The 20,309-nt window shown below is 60.2% G+C and carries 12 protein-coding genes; 6 read left to right on the forward strand and 6 right to left on the reverse strand.

From position 1 onward, the window contains the following. Positions 1-116 precede the first annotated feature (116 nt). From NKJ80_RS10260 to NKJ80_RS10280, 5 genes are all read right to left on the reverse strand, one after another. The gene (locus tag NKJ80_RS10260; protein ID WP_352497520.1) at positions 117-2,285 is read right to left on the reverse strand and encodes a polysaccharide biosynthesis C-terminal domain-containing protein; all 2,169 of its coding nucleotides are present in this window, start codon (positions 2,283-2,285) and stop codon (positions 117-119) included. Between the two features lie 69 nt (positions 2,286-2,354). After that, positions 2,355-4,556: a GumC family protein gene (locus NKJ80_RS10265; protein ID WP_352497521.1), complete on the reverse strand. Its 2,202-nt coding sequence runs from the start codon at positions 4,554-4,556 to the stop codon at positions 2,355-2,357. A gap of 1 nt (position 4,557) precedes the next feature. After that, positions 4,558-6,555, reverse strand: coding sequence for an asparagine synthase (glutamine-hydrolyzing) (gene asnB, locus NKJ80_RS10270; protein WP_352497522.1), 1,998 nt, complete (start codon positions 6,553-6,555; stop codon positions 4,558-4,560). A 1-nt stretch (position 6,556) separates the two neighbouring features. Next, on the reverse strand, positions 6,557-7,816 hold the full coding sequence (locus NKJ80_RS10275; protein ID WP_352497523.1) for an O-antigen ligase family protein: 1,260 nt from the start codon (positions 7,814-7,816) through the stop codon (positions 6,557-6,559). After that, complete coding sequence (locus tag NKJ80_RS10280; protein WP_352497524.1) at positions 7,813-9,039, reverse strand: glycosyltransferase family 4 protein; 1,227 nt, start codon at positions 9,037-9,039, stop codon at positions 7,813-7,815. Before NKJ80_RS10280 ends, NKJ80_RS10275 begins: the two co-directional genes overlap by 4 nt. A gap of 1,015 nt (positions 9,040-10,054) precedes the next feature. Here NKJ80_RS10280 and NKJ80_RS10285 point away from each other — a divergent pair. Together NKJ80_RS10285 and NKJ80_RS10290 are read left to right on the forward strand one after the other, a co-directional pair. Further along, entirely contained in the window at positions 10,055-11,533 is a 1,479-nt protein-coding gene (locus NKJ80_RS10285; protein ID WP_023681029.1) for a M10 family metallopeptidase C-terminal domain-containing protein, read from the forward strand. Between the two features lie 87 nt (positions 11,534-11,620). Next, a complete protein-coding gene (locus NKJ80_RS10290; protein ID WP_023670889.1) occupies positions 11,621-11,833 on the forward strand; it encodes a DUF768 domain-containing protein in 213 nt (70 codons plus the stop codon). 79 nt (positions 11,834-11,912) lie between these two features. Here the strand turns inward: NKJ80_RS10290 and NKJ80_RS10295 are convergent, their stop codons facing one another. After that, positions 11,913-12,638, reverse strand: coding sequence for an AAA family ATPase (locus NKJ80_RS10295; RefSeq protein WP_023670888.1), 726 nt, complete (start codon positions 12,636-12,638; stop codon positions 11,913-11,915). A gap of 341 nt (positions 12,639-12,979) precedes the next feature. Between NKJ80_RS10295 and NKJ80_RS10300 the strand changes: the two genes are divergently transcribed. Genes NKJ80_RS10300 through NKJ80_RS10315 form a run of 4 tightly spaced genes read left to right on the forward strand, consistent with a single transcriptional unit; the run spans position 12,980 to position 20,287 of the window. Continuing rightward, positions 12,980-15,730, forward strand: a complete 2,751-nt coding sequence (locus tag NKJ80_RS10300) for an AMP-binding protein (RefSeq protein WP_502902196.1) — start codon at positions 12,980-12,982, stop codon at positions 15,728-15,730. Beyond that, positions 15,727-16,707, forward strand: a complete 981-nt coding sequence (gene nadE / locus NKJ80_RS10305) for an NAD(+) synthase (protein ID WP_280790677.1) — start codon at positions 15,727-15,729, stop codon at positions 16,705-16,707. The genes NKJ80_RS10300 and nadE overlap by 4 nt, the downstream gene beginning before the upstream one ends. A gap of 6 nt (positions 16,708-16,713) precedes the next feature. Beyond that, the gene (asnB, locus tag NKJ80_RS10310) at positions 16,714-18,741 is read left to right on the forward strand and encodes an asparagine synthase (glutamine-hydrolyzing) (RefSeq protein WP_023697128.1); all 2,028 of its coding nucleotides are present in this window, start codon (positions 16,714-16,716) and stop codon (positions 18,739-18,741) included. Beyond that, positions 18,731-20,287, forward strand: a complete 1,557-nt coding sequence (locus tag NKJ80_RS10315; protein ID WP_023830100.1) for a class I adenylate-forming enzyme family protein — start codon at positions 18,731-18,733, stop codon at positions 20,285-20,287. The genes asnB (NKJ80_RS10310) and NKJ80_RS10315 overlap by 11 nt, the downstream gene beginning before the upstream one ends. The last annotated feature ends 22 nt before the right edge of the window (positions 20,288-20,309 follow it).

Here is a 20,309-nt window from a genome sequence, read left to right on the forward strand (position 1 = left end):
GGTGTCCGGAACAGGTATACGCCGAAGCGTCTGCGCAGCCCTATGGCCTTTGTGCGATCCGGGCTTCGTGACTTCCTGCCCGAACGACGGCGATCACCGTAGCGAAAACAGTGGTCTCATTTGCTCGCCCTCAAGAACCAATGCCATTGACGGGCATCGACCGCGCTCGGCCTCATCGACAGCAAGGCAAAAACCAAGCCTGGCATGATTTTCAGTCGCTTGCGGATATAAACGGCCATGGCAATGCTCCAGATGCTCAGTGCAAGTGCCACACCCACCGCAGCGCCAAGCAGGCCGTACACCGCAACTCCGGCTGCACAGGCAATTATATTGGCCACAGCACCCGCTACCATCGTCGTTGCCGCAGCCCATTCATTTCCAGTCATGGTCAGGAGATTCTGTTGGGGCCCGCACAGCGCGACAAAGACATATCCCAAAATCAGAACCCGTGCGATCGGCGCTCCCGCGCTATAACCCTCACCGAAATAGCTCAAGAACGGCTCGACTATCACCATCATTGGGACGGCCACCAGGATGGCACCGCCAGCAGAAAGCAGGGTTGCGCGCGCGAACAGCTGTTGTAGGCCTCTGCGATCGCCTCTGACGTAGAGATCGGCTGCTGTTGGCGAAAACATGGTTGCCACGGCGATACGGGACAGGCCCACGAGCATCGCGACATTCAAGGCCAGCGCGAAAATACCCGCTTCAGCAATATGGCTTGTCCAGCCCAAAACCAGGACTCCTGCCCGACTGACGAAAACATCGAGCCCAGTGATGAGCATGAGCGGGGGGACGGCAAGCCACCATTCCCTCGAGGCATAACTTGGCTTGGCGTGTCCCAGGCCGGGTGGTTCAAACCTCCTCGCGATGATGAACACCAGCGCCGCTGTGAAAGCGGAACTCACAAGCACCGCCATCGTCACCGAGGGCGCATCCACTGTTCGAAATCCCGACAATGCCAGGAGCGCTACCAACACGAGCAGGAGTCCGTCCCGCATGATGCGCTCCGGCAACAACGCCGAGACAACGCCGCCGAAAGCACGCACAAGCGTGGCTCCGAGAGCATAGGCCGTAACCAAGGGCACAGCCATCATGCCGAGCACGATGCTTGTCTCAAGCCCTCTTTCCGTTGGATCTGAAAGGAACAGGACGGACGCAGCGCCGATCATCCCGAACAAGGTTGCCGCTATCAGCGATCTCTGCAGCGCAAATCTTATCACCCCGCGGGCTAGATCAAGCCTGCCACTGGCCCTATAGGCCGGGAGGAAACGCAACAATGATACATTAAAACCAAGCGTTGCCAGATAGGCGAGCACTGACGTCCAAGCCTGAACGTAGGAATAGATGCCGTAGTTGTGAGGTCCGATAAGGCGTGCAATTGCCAACTGGGCAAGACTGGTCAAACCAGCGCCACCAATATAGATCAGCAAGGCGAATATGCTTGCCCAAGCGAGCCGCGAGCCCATGTCCTTGTTGCGCGGCGGTGCGGTTGCTGAACCAGTTACATCTGCGCGATGAGCCGGCAACTCAATTTGCTTTTCGCCGACCGCCCTATCGAAGCGCGACAATGTAGAAAGTATTTGTCTCTCAATCCGACAAATACTTTTAAAGGTCGATGGACCATCGGTGTTTTCGACGGAGATGATTTCCCGGCCAGATGTTGTCAGGAGGTCATGCATCGCTTCAAAAACGGCGAACGAGCGCATGTTCACGTTCAAGTCGGCCTCGAAAATCCGTTCCGCCGGCGGCTCAAGCTCCATCCGCCGACGAAGGCGACTTTCCACGACCGCAGCTGGCACCAAGAGCCTGACGGTGAGATCGGCCGCCGGTGCGAGGCTGAGCGCCTTTTCCAGCGCTCTGGGGTTGGTGCTCCCATTAAACATCGCAAGCGAACCAATCGCTTGAACATATCCTTGATCGAAAATTATAATTTCGGGCGATTGCTCAGCAGACTTCCAGCAACGCGAAAGGTGCAGGATGTATCGCCAGATTCGCGCGCGCCAAATTCGGTTTCTTGGCGGTATCATCCTCACCATTGCAAAGGAATTGGAAATATCATCGGCTCGCCCTGCCGAAAAAAGCAGTATTCTGGCTGTTGAAAATATCGCCGATACGATCCGTGATATGAACAGAAAGATTCCGAGATCATATTTGGCGGCCCTGGTGCTTGGCTTGTAGCTGAGAGCGACCTTGGCGTGATAGCCTTTCCCGCGCAGCTGCTGCGCAAGCGCATGTGCGAAGGTTGTTTTGCCGGATCCTGGAGGTCCGAAAAATTCAATGATCATCGTGTAGCTGGCTCGATTTAGGGGCGCGATCGCTCCCTGGAGCTTCTGTTGAAGATCGCACACGCATCTTCAAACCCTCTCCAACAGAAGATCGGCGTTGTCTCCGAGCCTGGAGCCGGCTAGCCTCTTCAGGTTCACCCGGGTGAGCACACTCCCTACTGGAACGGTGGCGGATCCGCCGGTCCCTATTGCATCCAGAGCACCACGGGCAATGCTGCGCCTCGTCCTTGCCCAGCGAACGGCAAAAAGCACCGAATCGGCCCAGCGCTTAAGCAGCCTGGTTTCAGGCCCCCCGAGGCCCAGGGGACCGTTCATGATGACCACGTCGTAGGCCGAACGCAGCTCCTCGGTGAACTGGCATTTGTCGACGGTGGACAGAAGGGTCAGGAGATCATCGGAAGGTGCTGGAGCGGCCATGAGGTCGATACCGATTTCCGGCATCCTCGTAATTGCATCCTTCAGCACGCAACGTTCATTCACATAGTCGCCGAAGGAGTTCCGGGCCTTGTCGGTGCTGAATTCACCACGAAACCCGTTCGTGAGCCGTACATCCTTGCGATCGAGATCGAGGAAAAGCACTCTTCCTCCCAGCCGCGTTGCCGCCAGCGCCAGGCTCCATGCCAACTCGGTTTTGGCATCGTCTTGGATGCTGGACGTCACGAGAATGATATGCGGCGGCTGCCCCTTCCCCTGAGTTGGCGCCGCAGTGACGAGCAGCGAAGTCACGGCGCGGCTGAACGGCAAGTTCTGCTGGCTCAGAACCAGATGCCGCAGCTTTCTGGCATTAAGTCCCGCAACCCTGGGAAGCAGTCCTACGCACGGGACCCCAAGCTCGGCCTCGGCTTCGGCTTCACTGCGCAAGGTTTGGTTGAAACCGTTGCGGACCAGGACAATGACCGCCCCCATGAGACCAAAGACGACCATGCCGGGGGGAATCAGGAAAATCGGCGACAATGTCACGGGGGTCGACGGCGGCCAGGCGGTCGAAAGGACCGCTACGCCTGGCGAAGGAGCGGCGATGCGACGTATCAGATCCTGCTGCCGGCTCAGGAGTTCGTTGTAATGCTGCGTCACGATGGCTACCCTAGGTTCAAGGGAACGCAGCCCCGAAAGTTGGCTCGCCGTGTCGGCCACGGCCGCGTCGAGCATCGCCTTGCGACTTTCAAGAGCCGTAGCCTGGGACCGGTAGACATTTGCCTCGGCAGCGATTCGGGCAAGGCTTTGCTCCATTTCGCGGGCGATCGCGTTGCGCAGATCGCCGTCGGCGGCGGCACCCGACTGGCGTGTCACCAGGTCCGTCAACACGGGCGACCCGATTTCTTCAGCGATGGCCGTGACCGGGGCGCCCGCCTTGCGCAGGTCCTCAATACGGCGAAGGCGCGCTTCCGACGCGGAAAGACTGGCTCTCGATAGGAATATCTGCCGGCCGAGTTCCGCTGTCTCACTGGCTGCGTTGTTGGCCGCAGTCTGATCGACGGCGCCATGCGTGAGCCGGTATGTCTCCAGCCGATCTGTCGCTTCGACAAGATCCCTTTGTACTTGCGGAAGGCTGGCGACTATCGAATCCAGATGAACCTGATCCGATGCCCGGCTTTTTTGTACCAGATCTTGAATGTAGACCTGGGCAAACGTGTTCGCGACAAGTGCCGCACGCGCCGGACTTGGATCGGTGAAGCCGATGGTGATGACGCGCGATCGCAGCTCTTGTCCGACCCTGATTCCGTTGCGTAGCGCCTTCAGCTCGGGCGCGTCCGCTGCGTCCGGATTTTCCGCCACCGTGTTATCCTGTCTCCAGGCCCTGTTCAGGAGATCGATGAGGAACGAGCCAGCCGCGGGCGGGACGGCATTGACGACGGTCTTTCCGTTACCGTCGACTGGTTGGGCTTTGCGCAGTGCTGCCAGGACCCGACGCAGGTGGCCTTGCGAGGAGAGCATCGTCAGATGATCATCGATGTTCGATTCCAGCGAGTCCTGGGCGGATGCCACGCCGCCCGAAGCACTGCTGCTCGGGGCATCGATAATGACCTGGGTCGTTGCCTCGAACAGCACCGGGCGGGTGAAGCCTGCCAGTCCGGCCAGAATGCCGCCCAGAAGGGCCATGGCAAGCAAGAACCATTTTCGCGTCGTCAGGATGATGACGAGCTGGTGGAAGGGTGACGATTGCGTTGGCTCGCGTGGCGGCCGCATCAAGCGCAGATTGGTTTCAAGTGTCCCAACTTCCATCTGCTTGGCGCGCGGACGCCGGGCGCGGTTGGCTATGGAACCTTCCATCTCAATCCCCTGTCAGTTCGATATGGTAAGAAGGGTGCGTGGCGACCGTCGATGGCCGCATGGCTTCGTTGCGCCACGCCTGAAACATGAGCACCGGCCACAGGTCGCGGAAATTATCTTGGCTTCCATGCAGATGATTGCGCCAGCATGCGTCGACCTTCTCACGGTCGATGACCCCGTCCCCGGAGCGGCCGATCGTGGCAATGATATCGGTTGCCCAGCCGCGCAAGGGCCCTTTCAACCAAGTCCCGACCGGAACGTCGAAACCTTGCTTGGGCCGGTCGACCAGTCGGCGTGGTACATAACGATCAAGCAGTCGGCGAAGCAACCATTTGCCCTTCCCGTTTCGGACTTTGGCGCGGGCTGGCAAGCGCCAGGCGAATTCAACGACGCGATGGTCCAGGATCGGGCATCGCCCCTCGAGGCTGTTGGCCATGGTGGCTCGATCGAGCTTCACCAAAATGTCGCCCGGTAGATAGCCTGTCATGTCGGCGAATAGGAGACGCGAGAGCAGGCCGTCGAGCTTTGTGGTGTCGGTAGGTGCTGTCGACGGCTTGCGATGAACAAGGTCGTTGGCTGAAGATTTTGTCAGTTGCAGAAAGAGTTCGTCCTCATCTCGCGCCGCGAGCAGGCGGGCAAGGCGAGCCAGGCGGTCACCGCGCAAGCCATGCCGCATATTCGCCGAAAGCGGCAGATTGCCGAAGATATCTTTCTGAGAGGCCTGGGCCAGCAACCCAGCCCCCGATGCCAACAGCCGGCGAAATGACAATGGCAGCTCATGCTGCTTTGTGAGGCGGGTTGCCAGGAAGTGTCGAGAATAGCCTGCGAAGCACTCGTCGCCACCATCGCCTGAAAGCGCCACGGTTACATGTTGACGCGCGAGGCGCGACACCAGCAGCGTCGGTATCTGCGATTCATCGGCAAACGGCTCGTCCCAAATCCGGGGCAGCTCCGGAACGACCTCAAGCGCGGCGGCCGGCGAGAGATGAAGTTCCGTATGATCGGTGCCCAGATGCCGAGCAACCGCGGCCGCATGGGGAGCTTCATCAAACCCACCTTCGCCGAACGCTATGGTGAACGTACGAACGGGGCTTCGGGACTGTGCCTGCATCAGGGCGACGACAGTCGAGCTGTCGATTCCGCCGGACAGAAAGGCGCCCAGCGGCACATCTGCAATCATTCGTTGCTTGACGGCCAGGCGGAGCAGGCTGTCGAGCTCGGTCGCGAGGTCCTCGTCGCTGGCGGCTATCGGATCGCGCTGTCCCTTGCTGGCGACATCGGCCAGCGACCACCAAGGGTGAATGCGATGCTCAAGCGAACCGGTGCCGCGGGCGTCGGCGAATTGCGCCGCAGTGACCGACAGGATTGAACCAGGCGGCAGCTTGAACACGCCTTGCCAAATGCAACGGTCATCCGGCACCCAGCCGTTGGAAACCATCGTCGTCGCCGCATCGACATCGAGTTCCGGAGTGAAGCCTGGGAAGCAAGTGATCGCCTTCAGCTCCGAGGCGAAGACAAGCGCGTCACGTGTCAAGGCGACATAGAGTGGCTTCTTGCCCATTCGGTCGCGGGCAAGCTGAAGCGTTCGGTTCTCCAGGTCCCACAGCCCGAAAGCAAACATGCCAGCGAAGCGCGCGAGGGCTGCATCAAGGCCCCAGCTTTCGATCGCGCACAGCATGACCTCCGTGTCACTGGCGCCGCGGAAATGATGGCCCGCCCCTTCCAGTTCACGGCGCAGATCGCGAAAGTTGTATATCTCGCCATTGAAGGTGATGACATACCGACCGCTCGCGGAGAGCATTGGCTGGCGACCCGCTCCGGACAGATCGACGATGGCCAGTCGCCGGTGGCCGAAGGCTACCCCCCCTTCACGGCTCACCCAGAAGGCCTCACCGTCAGGTCCGCGATGACGAAGCGCCGTCGCCATCGGTCCGATGGCCCTAAGCGCACTTGCGTTGGGTGCATCGGGCGCCAACAAAATTCCGGCGATCCCACACATTCTAGCATCTCCTCTGGCGAACAATCGCGGGGATCGCTTCCGGCGTCCCAGCGACAAGGCAGAGGGTCAGACAGAACCACACGATCGGATGGCGGATGACCAAATGCGGAGCACTGAAGACGGCGATCGATGCCACGAGCGCCACCAGAGCATCCAGCTTCGCCCGCCAGGCGGACAACGCAGCCGAGCCGAAGATCCACATCAGGGCTAGAACCGAAATCAGGCCGCCCTGAGTGTAGAGATCCAGGATGGTGCTGTGCGCCTCGAAGGGCCGCGGCAAAAACTGTTGATTGACCACGGGGGGACTATCTAGGTGCGGGCCCGGACCCAGTCCAAGCGATCCCGATCGTGCCCCCTTCTCCAAGGCTGCATTCCAGAGGTAGAGGCGAAGCGCCGCGGTTTGGGCAGTCGCTTCCCCGCCCTTGTCTTTGGTCAGGCTCTTGGCGAAGTCTTCGGCGCTGGCGGCCTCGCTGAGGGCATAAGGCGCAATAGACAGGGCCAGCGGCAGGAAGCCAACGGCCATCAGGACGGCAAGCTGCCTCGAAAGGCTCGCCTTATTGCCGTCGCTCGTCAGCCAGGCCCGGACCCGCAGCCCGAGAAGGATCAGACAAGCCAGGACCGTGGTATAAAGGTAGGTATCGCTTTTTGTCAGCCTTCCGACGTAAACGGTGAATATGAGGCTGCATAGGGCAAGGCATCTTCCCCATTTATTGCTGGTGGTTGTGGCAAGATGCAAGGCCAGTGGACCGAGCAGGGCGCAGTAGAGCGCAAGCTGGTTCGGATTGTCGGACCATCCGCAGAAGCGGTCCCAGTACCAGGGCTCGACCCCAGCCTGATGGAGCCAGCCGAAGCCAAGCCCTACCTGAATGATGAAGCCCGCATTCGCGATAGCAACCATCCACCAGGCGATACGACGCAAACGGAAAGACGCGTTGGGCTCCGCAGCGGCCAGACAGGTGACGCACGCCAACAGCACATAGGCCAGCGTGTCGTGCAACAACGGATCCAGGAACAACGTGGTTGTCAGAAAACCGATGATGTAACCCACGCCCATGGCAAGCGCCAGGATCAGCCAGAAAAGCCCAAGCTTGGCCAGGGCCGGCGTAACCTCCAGTTGGCCGCCAGCAAGGATTCGCGTCATCGACAGCATTATCCAGAGCGTGAGGCACAGTTCGCTGTAGCCGAAGGGCAGCCCTGGGATGCTGAGTTGCGCCGCGTAGGACATCGCCACGCCGAAGGCCAGAAGCGCATCACGCATCATTGCCGCGCCTCACCCAGTCGATGGGGGCTTGGCACCGCCTCTTCCCTCGGATTCGCCTGCGCAGCTTGAACAAGCCTGCTGCGATATCTGCCACCCAGTATTGTCTTATACAGGTCGCAATACTGGTCGATCACCCACGACAGCGAGAACCGCTCCCGCACGAATCCGACGGAACGGCTGCCCATCGTCTTGCCACGGGCGGGGTCGGAAAGAAGATCGACTATCCGGGAGGCCAAGCCATCCGCATCGCGCGGCGCCACGAGATAGCCGTTCCAGCCATCCTCAACCACATCGTTGCAGCCCGGCATATTCGAGGCGACGATCGGCAATCCGGACAATCCCGCCTCCAGCAGGACACGCGGAATTCCCTCGCGATATTGCGTCGGAAACGCAAAGATATCCGCCATGCCAAGGAGGGCTGGAATGTCGCGCCTTGGCCCCAATGCGACAACGTGGGGAACATGGCGCTCGATATCGGCTCTGCTGACGGCAAACGGACCTTCGGAGTCTTGCGGGCCGACAAGTACGAAACGCGCGTTGGGCCTCTCGCGGATAACGCGAGGAACCGCCTCGATGAGGGTTGGAATCCCCTTCTGCCGCGTGAGCCGACCGACAAATATTATGACCTGGGCCGATTGTAGGCCAAGTTCCTCGCGCATCGTGGCAGCCGAAGGACCACGATACCTTGCCATCGAGAATGCATCGGGGTCGATGCCAGAACTCCGGATCAGTAGCCCTTTGCCGCGAGCCACCAGCCGGTAGCGCTCGAAGAAGGCCTGATCATCACTATTCTGGAAGACGGTCATGGCTGTCCAACGAGACGCCACCCCCTGAAGGCCGCAAAAGAAAGGACGCAATGCCAGGGCCCGCGGCTCCCGCGACGAGAATGTCCAACCAAGCCCGTTGATGGTGCGAACGACGGGAACGTGCCCGCGCACCGCCAGTGGAGTTAGGATATTGGGCTTGGTGTCGAAACTTTGAATGATGTCCGGACGCAGTTCGGACATCAGTTCACGGATCGCGCTGACAGCACCCCATTCTGCACCGCCGCTGCCAAAGCGGTCGAACCCAAATCGGCGATGGGCAATGCCATGGGGTGAGAAGGCGGCTCCGAGATCACTCGAAACGGCAGTGACTTGAAAACCCCTTTCGCGAAGCGCCAAAAGAAACGGGATTCTTAGTCTATGATCCTCGCCTCCAACGCAAACCAGATGCGGACTCATCCTGTCGCTCCTGGATGCGATACCAATCGCGTAAAACAGCTGATCCTATCCGCGGTTTCCATGGCCGGTTTCATCGCCCCTGAACGCACAACAGCCAGTCCCACGCTAGGAGCAGGCTTTCGTGCTGTCCTCGTCTGTTTGCATGAAGCAAGCTGATCAACGAAGCGGCAATGCAGCCACAATCGCTGTCGCCTCGGTCAGTGAGTTGGATTCATCCGGTCTGACGGTGCAAGGACGACATCTTCGCGTACGACACGGCGGGCCGGATATTTAGAAAAAGAGGGCTGTGTTCGAAGGTCCGCGCGCTCGCGTTCAAAGCAATCTCCGCCCGCCTTCTCACGCCGGATCAACATCGCGCCCAGATGGTGTGATGACTCGCACCGGCAGTTCTCCCGACCGCTTCGTCTGGAACAGGCTTTCACCCGGTCTCTGGATATGGTCGGACCACCAGCCGCCTCTTCCCGCGGATGGGCGACCGCGTTGCCATGTTCGCCGTCATTCGGACCGGCACGCCCGCCTTTCCGTTGAACCCGGCGGGATCCAGTTCAGTGCCTCTCCGCAATTGCCAGCGGCGCGCGCCTCGCATGACCTTGCGGACTAATGCCTTGTTGCTCATTTGGCGCCGAGGCTTTGCTCACGAGGAGCATCGAGTGGCTGAAATGAAGGCTCCGCCGGGACGCGCTTCCTTTTGCTGCCTGGGCTCAAGTAAATCCTGCGGAAGCGCGCATTTGGGCGGTGGCTCGCGCAACCGAAGCGCGCATTGGCCGATTGCCGCCACTGCAAATGCGCAGGCGCTCCGGCAGACTTCGCTGCAATGCTTTCGTTGCAGGCTTGAGCGCTCGACATACTTGGATCATCTACAAACCTCTGACGCAAGCGTAGCATCGAGGCTGTTGTGTTTTCCGGACGATGATCAAAGATTCTATCAAGGGACGCCCGTATTTGATTTGTCGCTAATGGATCCTTTCCCTAGGCAGGTGTGGGGCGCCTACCGAATCGGACGAAGGGTATGTCAATGACAACACTCCATTACGCCTCGGGCGGGTCGGCCTCCGAGGTCGCGAAAGCCGGATTCAATCTTGTCGATGTATCTTCCTTGGACCAGCTCAACGCCTTGCCGGCCGGCCAGAAAGGCCTAGTGTGGCTCAATGAAGCAGATGGTGCAACCTCCTCCTTTATCCAGAAGGTCACGCCCTTCATCGGCAATCCGAAAGTGTTTGGCTTCTTCCTCGTCGATGAGCCGGACCCGACCGGCAAATGGGGAACTTATGCCACCGCCGCTGATCTGAAGGCGGAGTCAGACTGGATCCACAGCCACCTGCCCGGCGCCAAGACCTTCATAACAATGATGAACATGGGGTCTTCCGCTAACCCCGACTTTTCAAACACCTTCAATCCTGCCAACACGCATATCGACTATTACGGCTTGGATCCCTACCCGGTACGGACCGGAACAAGCACGATTGATTACAACATGATCGACAGGACTGTGGCGGCGGCCGTCGCCTCGGGCATCCCGCTCAGTCAGGTCGTTCCCGTGTATCAGACCTTCGGCGGCGGCGACTGGACGACCGACACGGGCGGTCGCTATGTCCTGCCCAGCGTTGCTCAGGAAAAGACCATGTTGGACCACTGGGCCAAGGTAGCGCCTTCGCCGGCCTTCGACTATGCCTATGCTTGGGGTTCTCAACAGGGCGACACGGCGCTTGAGAGCTCGCCGACGCTGCAGGCTCTGTTCCTTCAACACAACCAGAGCACCGCAAGCGGTCCTTCGGCCAGCGAACCGACGCCGCCGCCTACCAGCACAGCGCCTCCGCCCACAAGTGTCCCTCCGACCAGCACCGGCGATCACATTTTCTACGGCACGGGTAGCGCGGATGTGCTTCGCGGCACCGCTGGCGCGGACACGATGATGGGCCGCGGCTACAACGACACCTACTATGTCAACAACGCCGGCGACAAGGTGGTGGAACTGCGGCACAGCGGCAACGACAGCGTGCTGGCATCGGTGAGCTACGCGCTGTCGGCCGGCTCGCAGGTCGAGCATCTTGCGACCACCAGCAAATTGGGAACTGCCGCCATCAAGCTCACGGGAAACGAATTCGCCCAAACCATCGATGGCAATTCCGGGAGCAACACTATCAACGGCGGTGGCGGGAGAGACGTTCTGACCGGACATGGCGGCAACGACGTCTTTGTCTTCGATTCGGCTCTCAAGGTCGGCAATATCGACAAGGTCACCGATTTCAAAGTGGGCCACGACAAGATCCAACTCGACCACACCGTGTTTGCCGGCCTGCATACAGGCGCCCTTCCCTCTTCGGCGTTTTACGCCGGCAGGGCCGCGCACGACAGCGGCGATCACATCGTCTATAACAGCACGACCGGCGCGCTTTCCTTTGACAGCGACGGCTCGGGCGGCGCACATCAGATCCAATTTGCCACTCTATCGCCACATCTGGCTCTGACGGCGTCCTCGTTCATCGTGACGTGACCGTGGGACGTCAGCCTGAGCAAGATGGTCTGACGTTCTTGAATATGGCTGACGGAACCAAGAAGCCCCGCCGAGCTTGTACTTGGTATGAGCGCGCGCGGCATCGAATTCCTGCAGAAATGGGTAGAGGATAAGATCCCACTCTACACCAAGGCCGATCCGGCTCTTGCGGCGAAACTTGCGGACCAAGCAACGGCGGATGCCATCAGAGCGGGAATCCGCCCCGAGGAAATCTCTGAGGAAGTCGGAAGCATGTTGACGACCATGCTCGAAGTGCTCGATCAGCACGATTCGACATGATTGCGCGCTTGGCGGCAGATGCTGCCCGGCTTGGCGCCAAATGCATAAATGTGTCATGGATCATAGGTCATGGGCCAGCCTAGGCAGCATGACCAACATGCTCTCCCAGAACGCGCGCGACGACCCCGTCCACGTCGTGAGGTTCAGCACCATTGACTTGTATCAACGGCCATCGGTCCTGGCGCAGGCACTCGCCGACCTCTCTTGAGATTTCGGCCTGCCTTAATCCTTTGTCCACGCCAAGTTCGAACAGCATAACCTCGAGGAGCGGTTGCTGCGCATGCCTATCCACAAGACGGCGGCGTAACGTTTCCTGGGGCGCGTCGAGTTGCACAACGAGATCCGGCCGCGGCAGGAACGCCAGGCACTCGCGGACCGCGTCGAGGCTTGGAGTTCTAGCCAGCACACCCAGCGCACACAAAGCCTGAATCATGCCCTCTTCGAAGATGAAGCAACCGGGCGACTCCCGCGCTTGGCGCCAGGACTGGCACAGTTGGGCGATGTCGACCTTCATTCGCCATGACCACACGCGGCTTCGAAGAGGGATCGATGCCAGAAGCCGGGCCGCGACACTGTCCTTTGGCAAGGTCGACAGCAAGATAGGACCGGATGTGGCAATCTTTTTGCCAATTCTTCCTATGCCATGGCGGATTTCCGGAGCGTCATCCTGAGCCGATCCAGGTTCAATCAGGCGATACCCATTTACTGTCTTCACATTGATGCCGTGTCTCGCCAGCCCTTGGCAGAGGCCGCGAAGCAGCGTGGTTTTACCCGCGCCAGGCGGCCCAAACAACTCGATGATCATATGCTCAAGCGTCTCCGAACGAGCAGTCATTCCCCTACGGATCAAGCTTAGCCGGATTTCAGATCACACCAACGTTCATTTGAATGATTGTTCCAGTCAGTGAATCTGGGCACCGAGCCCGGATTCTAGCGGAGATGCCGATCGCTCCGTTCGCCTGGGCAAGCCGTCTTGCGCTCGACGGAGCTTGCAAGGAAAAACGACCGGTGCTGGACACAGATGGCAAAACTTCTGAAGGACGCTCGGGAAGCGCTGGCTAGGCAAGATCGAGGCATCATCCGAATGATTGATGAAAAGATCTCCGCGGCGAGCGATGTTCGACCGTCAGCTTGGCGGGGCCCTGAATGTCCTCAGTGTGTTTGCATTCGGAAGTGGCAAATCAAAACCTACAGGTGGATCTGCGACCCACCCGAAAGTGGTCAGTCGTTCCCGAATATGATCTTGACCAAGGGGGGCCAGTCTGGCGCCGTTACCGACAGATGGGTGCCAAATTTGCGGACACTCCAATCTTCGACCACCTTGGAGATGTCGCCAGGCGGTATCCTGACAAGCTCGCAATCAGCGACGGCGCGAACCGCCTGACTTTTTCTGAGCTTTTCCGGGCGGTCGAGACGCTGGCAACTCATATCGCTGCCGTCGTCCCCGAAGGGCAGGCCATCGGCATCCTGCAAGCAAACTCCGCTTGGTATCCTGTGGCGATGTTGGCGACCATGGCGGCGGGACGGCCTTCGGTCCCGCTCAACACAAGAGATCCCGCCTCTCGCATTTTCGATATAGTCAGTGCCGCGGGGCTCGGCGCGATTATAGGCGCCGAAAATGTTCGCCCGGTCGAATTGGCCCAAGAGATCGTCTGGATCGAAATTGCGGCCGCCGTGGCGTCCAACGATCAACACCCAGAACAGCAGCATAAGCCCCCTATGGTTTCGGTCGATGCGCCCGCATTGGTGCTTTACACTTCGGGCAGCACCGGGCGCCCCAAGGGAATCGTCAACAGCCAACGCAGCCTGCTATGGCGGGTCCGGCAATATGTCGATGCGTGCCATATCAGCGCGGATGACGTTTTCCTGCCGCTGACCGGGCCAGCCACGATCGCCGGTTGCCGGGAGATCTTTGCGGCGCTGCTGACGGGCGCCACGTTGCATCTTCTCGAGGTGGAGGCTGTCGGCCTGCGCGCTACGCGCGCTCGATTGCAGTCCGAAGGTGTGACGATCGCCTATCTTGTGCCGGCACTGCTTCGAGCCCTCCTGGCTGAGGCGCCCGCCGACGCTTCCTGGCCGCTCAGAGTGGCCCGGATCGGTGGGGAGAAAGTGTCATGGATGGACATCGCTTTGCTGCGCAAAGCCGTTTCGGACCAGTGTCTGATCCAGATCGGCTACTCATCGACTGAAACCATCGGTTCGCAATGGTTCTTGCCGCCTGACTGGCCCGAGCAAGACGCGTCGGTTCCCGTCGGCAGGCTGCTCCCTGGTATGACATTCGCTATCGTCGACGAAGCGGAGCGCAATGTAGGGCCAGGCGAAAGTGGAGAGCTTCTGATCAAAAGCCGCTATGTCCTGCTTGGTCATTGGGAGAACGGTGTGGTCGTTCCCGCGCAGCCGGACCCCGACGATCCCGAGGCTCGGCTTTTTTCGACCGGGGACCTCGTTCGGCTCGACGATGATGGCATCTTGAGGATCGTCGGCCGCAAAGGGCGCCAGATCAAGATCAATGGTCGACGCATCGAGCCCGCCGAACTCGAACGGGTCTTGCGTTGCGCGCCTTCGGTGGCGGATGCCGTGGTGATGGTAACGGCCGCGCAGGAACTCATCGCCTTCGCGGTTCCCCAGCGCTTCGCAGGCGGCGCTTTTGCAGACGACCTTCGCCAGCTCCTCAGAATGACCTTGCCGGCACCATTGCGTCCCTTGCGATTGCACCCCGTTGACGCAATCCCACGCCTGTCGGGAGGTAAGGTCGATTTGGCAACACTGGCCGAGATAGATCGTCCGCACGGAAGGAGGGCGCGAGTCGCCCGGTCGTCCACTCTCGATGCTCCGCCCGCCGGAGGAGCAAAGGACACACGTCAAATAGTGCAGCACGCGTGGACGCAGGTTCTCAACACAGGCACTGCCACGGGAAACTGGGATGATGCTGGAGGAGATTCGCTGCAGCTGCTGCACTGCGTGATGGCGATCGAAAACGCCATCGGGCAAGAGCTGGGCCTCGAAGCATTCACCGTCGGCATGAGCTTGGACGAGATGGTTGAGGCGGTCGTCTCTGCACGGTCGGGCGAAGGGCGCGAAAAGAAGCACCACCCCCCGGTTCTTTTCCTGTTTCCAGGGTCCGTTGGCTATGGTCCGAGCCTGGCTGCGTTCGCAGCCGCCATAGGGAAAGTCGCCCGTGTAAACCCGATCCGATATCCGAGCCTTGCGGCGATACTGGACGGACACAACACCCTCAGCGCCATGGCTGGCGCCGCACTCGAGCAGATAAGCCGCATCCAACCTGCGGGCCCCGTGCGACTTCTCGGCCATTCTCTGGGTGGCGCGGTTGCATTCGAGGTTGCCGCACGGCTCATGAAGGCCGGGCGAACGGTGCGGTTCCTGGGCATCCTCGACACGAGCCTTCTGGACGAGCCGAGCAACCATTGGGAGACACTTACCCGTACGTTCTATCGTATTCGCACCAACCGCATATCCGCGCATCGGATGGCTTGCAGAGCCCTTGCGAAGATCACCGTCGCCGTGGGCGGCGAAGCGCGTCTGGCCAGGATTCTGGACAGATTTGCCAATGGAGAGTTCAACCCGACGATCTTCAGGACCAAACTGGAACTGCAGGAGGTTTTAAGGGCGAAGTCATTCTTCCAATGGCTTGAGGCACCGAAACCGGCTCTGCCCCTCTCCGGTACCTTGTTCCGATGTCGCAGGGAGGGAATGCCGCGGGCCTTGGGCTGGGACAGCGTCTTGGCACACCTGGACGTCATTTCGATCACGGGCAGCCACATCGACCTTGTCGTCGAACCAAACCTTGCCACCAACCGTCCGCTTATCGAGACGGCCATCGTGCAGACCTATTCCCCCGCCGAATCTCGCAAAAGGGAGGACTTGTCATCGACATAATTCCGGAATTCAGCAAGGACATGCTGACGCTCGATGCCCGCGCGGAGGTCGATCGCATCGTTGACACCTTGCGCACTCAGGTTCTCGGCACCCTGCATCGTCGCGGCGTGGTTGTCGGTCTTTCCGGCGGTATCGACAGCTCCGTCGTCGCGACCTTGTGCATGCGCGCGTTCGGGAAAGACAAGGTCCTGGGACTGTTCATGCCGGAGCGGGATTCTTCCGGCGACTCCCTGAGACTTGGCCGCCGCGTCGCGGCACAGCTTGGCATTGAAAGCGTCCTTGAGGACATAGCACCGGCACTGGAGGCCATTGGGGCCTACCGCCGGCAGATCGATGCGATCCAGACCGTCGTTCCCGACTATGGGGAAGGGTGGAAATGCAAGCTGGTGATCGCGTCGGTTCTGGAGAGCAGCGGGCTCAATATAACCCGCCTCACGGTCCAGGATCCGCAGGGTAAAGTAGATACCGTGCGTCTGCCGCCAGCTGCCTATCTGCAGATCGTTGCTGCGACAAACTACAAGCAGCGCCTGCGCAAGATGACGGAATACTATCACGCCGACCGCCTCAAATACGCGGTTGTCGGCACTCCAAATCGCCTCGAGTACGACCAGGGCTTTTTCGTCAAGCAGGGCGACGGAGCCGCCGACGTGATGCCGATCGTTCACCTTTACAAAACCCAGGTTTATCAACTCGCGGAATATCTCGAGGTGGATGATGAAATCCGGCAGCGGCCACCGACCACCGACACCTTTTCCATGACCCAAAGCCAGGAAGAATTCTATTTCGCGCTGCCCTATCACCTGATGGATCTATGCCTCTACGGCCTGAACCACGGGGTCGCCAGCAATGAGCTCGCGGCGGTTGCTGGCCTCACCGAGCCCCAGCTTCAGAAAGTGTTCAAGGACATCGAAGCGAAACGAAGGGCGGCCCACTATCTTCACGCGCGGCCTTTGCTGTCCGCGGAAGGCGGAGATTGACTGAGCATGTGCGGCATCGCTGGAATCGTGGCGCTGAATGCCACAGCGGCTTCTCCTTCGCGGCAGGCGCTGATGCAGATGATGGGCGCGCTGGCGCATCGCGGCCCCGACGGGCGCGGTCTCTACCGGGACAGACGCGCGGGGCTGGCGCATGTGCGCCTGTCCATCGTCGATCTTTCCAGTGGCCAGCAACCGATGGCGGACACAGGCGATACGACGTGGATCGTGTTCAACGGCGAGATATTCAACTACGTCGAATTGCGTGAAAAACTCACGGCGCTCGGCCACCGCTTCCGAACCCGCAGCGACACGGAGGTCGCGCTACACGCCTATCGTGAGTGGGGAGAAACGGCCTTCGAGCGGATGAACGGCCAATGGGCAATTGCGATCTGGGATTCAGTGGCCAATCGTCTTATATTGTCGCGCGACCGCTTCGGCATTTGCCCGCTGTATTTCAGCGAGCATGCGCACCGGCTTTATTTCGCCAGCGAAGTGAAAGCCATTTTCGCGGCCGATCGAACCATACCTCGCGCCCTTGATCCAGCCGGCATCGATCAGACGTTCACGCTCTGGACGGTCGTTCCGCCGCAAGGAGTTTTCCACGGAATCAACGAACTCGAGCCGGGTCGTGTCCGCATCTATCAGGATGGCACCGTTCGTGAGCGGATTTTTTGGCAGCCTTCCTATCCCGACAATTTCGGATCGCGGCAGGGCGAGTTCCCCGGGTCCTCCAACGACGCGGTGGACCGCGTGTCTAGCGCTCTTGAGGCCGCGACGGCGCTCAGAATGGTGCGCGCCGACGTGCCTGTCGGGTGCTACCTCTCCGGAGGGCTGGACAGTTCGCTTGTGGCCGCGCTCGCGAGGCGCTTCGCGGGCGATCGCTTCCAAACCTTCTCCTTGCGTTTTGCCGACGCCGAATATGACGAGACCCGCTTCCAGCGAATGGTTGCCGAGGCGACCGGCAGTGAGCACCATGAAGTGGTCGTTTCGCGCAGAGATATAGCCGGAATCTTTCCGGAGGTAATCCGACACACCGAACGCCCGATACTGAGGACTGCCCCGGCGCCACTCTTCCTGCTCTCGCGCCTAGTGCGCGAGCGTGGAATCAAGGTCGTGCTGACCGGCGAAGGCGCTGACGAAATGTTCGCCGGCTACGACCTGTTCCGCGAAGGCAAGGTCCGCCGCTTCTGGGGGCGCCACCCGACTTCGACACGACGCTCTCGGCTCCTGGAACGCCTTTACCCCTATCTCACCCGCTCGCCGGTGCAACAGCAGGCGATGGCGCGTCAGTTCTTCGGGCGAAATATTCAGGCTTACGACGCGCCGGGCTTTGCTCATGAAACCCGCTGGCAAACCACCAGGGCCATCAAGCGCTTGTTTACAGCCGATATGCGGGCTCGAACGCAGGGCCGCGACGCCGTGTCCGAGTTGCTCGCCCGTCTGCCCGCGCAGTTTGCCCGTTGGAGTCCCCTTGCGCAGGACCAGTATCTCGAGGTGCAAACACTGATGTCGGGCTATCTGCTCTCCTCGCAAGGCGACAGGATGCTGATGGCTCACTCCGTCGAGGGGCGCTTCCCGTTCCTGGACGATGAACTTGTGAGGCTCGCGAATTCGCTGCCGCCCTCCTTCAAACTCCGCGGCCTCGACGAAAAGCACGTGCTGAAGCGCATGGCGGCACCCATCCTGCCCTCCGAGATCGTAGCCCGCAAGAAGCAGCCCTTCCGCGCGCCCAACGCGCTTTGCTTCGTCGGCGCAGACGCTCCGGATTACGCTCGCGAGGCGGTTTCGCAGAAGGCCCTGCGCGAGGCGAATGTCTTCGATCCAAAGGGGGTCACGCACCTGCTTGCCAAATGCCAGGCCAGAACTGGCGATGGCGACCTGTCCAATGCCGACAACATGGCGCTGGTCGGCGTGTTGTCGACCCAACTTCTTCATCAGCAGTTCGTCGCGGGTTGTCCCAGTGCAACGCTCGAATGCACGCTCAGCGTCGACGTCGACTGCGAACATCGGGAAGAGCGCCTGTATGTTGCATGATGCCGTACCATTGCTGCATGACTACCTCGCCCATTCCGCCGTCCGACACGGAAGTAAGGTGGCGCTGGTGTGCAACAGGCAGCGTGTCACCTACCTCGAACTCGAAACGCGAGCCAACGCGATCGCCTGGGACCTGTCCGCATCCGGAGTCGTTCGCGGTGATCGCGTGATGATCTTCGCCGACAACACCGTCGAGACGGTGGTTAGCTTCTGGGCGGTGCTAAAGGCGAATGCGGTGGTGTGCATCGTCAACCCGCTCACCAAGAGCGACAAGCTCGATTATCTGCTCAACGACTGCCGGCCGACGGCGCTCATCACGGACGGCCATCTGCAAGCGATCTTCCGCGAGCCGGCGCGCGGCTGCCCGTCACTTCTGCGGGTGATCGTATCGGGACCGATCGACGACGTCGAACTCGCCCAGCTGCCGTTTGCCGTGCGCTGGGACGCCGCCCTCGCCAATGGCGCGGATACGCCGCCGGCACGGCAGTGCATCGATGTTGATCTGGCAGCCATCATCTACACGTCCGGGTCGACGGGCGAACCCAAGGGCGTGATGCTGACGCACAGAAACATGATGGCCGCGTGCGCGTCTGTCGCTTCCTACCTGGCGATTGCCGAGGACGAGGTGATCCTCAATGTCCTACCCCTCGCCTTCGATTATGGACTGTACCAGATGATCATGGCTTTTCGTACCGGCGCCCGGCTGGTGCTCGAACGCTCGTTCGCTTTCCCGGCACAGATCCTCGGGTTGATCAGGCAGGAGGGAGTTACGGGCTTTCCCGGCGTGCCCACAATCTTTGCCGCACTCTCCGAACTCAGGTCCCTCAAAGACCAGGATTTCTCGAGCATCCGCTACGTCACAAACACTGCGGCAGCCCTACCCCTCAAGCATATTTTCATGCTTCGCGAGCTGTTTTCGGGTGCACGCATCTATTCGATGTACGGTCTCACCGAATGCAAACGTTGCACCTATTTGCCGCCAGAGGACCTCGAGCGAAAGCCATTGAGCGTAGGGATCGCAATCCCGAATACGGAGATGTGGATCGTTGACGAGCATGACAGGCGGATAGGCCCAGGCGTTGTCGGCCAACTCGTCATTCGCGGCGCAACGGTGATGAACGGGTATTGGGGCAAGCCCGAGGCAACGGCCAGGAAACTCAAACCCGGCCCGCTGCCCGGCGAGCAGGTCCTATACACCGGCGACTACTGCCGGATGGATACGGAGGGTTACCTCTACTTCGTTGGCCGTGGGGATGAGATCATAAAGTCGCGAGGCGAGAAGGTGGCGCCAAGGGAAGTGGAAAATGTACTGATGGACATTCCAGGAGTCCGAGAAGCGGCTGTCATAGGTGTTCCCGACGAGCTCCTCGGGCAAGCGGTGAAAGCTTTTGTGGTGATGGAGCATGGAAGAGCCATTGGCGAAAGGGAACTGCAGAAGGAGTGCCAGAAGCGTCTGGAAAACTTCATGGTCCCGAAATCCATCGTCGTTGTGGCGAACCTGCCGATGACGGACACGGGAAAACTCAAGAAAACGGCGCTGTCATGATACGGGGCCAGAACCAAGTCGC

It is taken from the genome of Mesorhizobium sp. M0030 (assembly GCF_040323695.1).
GTDB lineage: Bacteria > Pseudomonadota > Alphaproteobacteria > Rhizobiales > Rhizobiaceae > Mesorhizobium.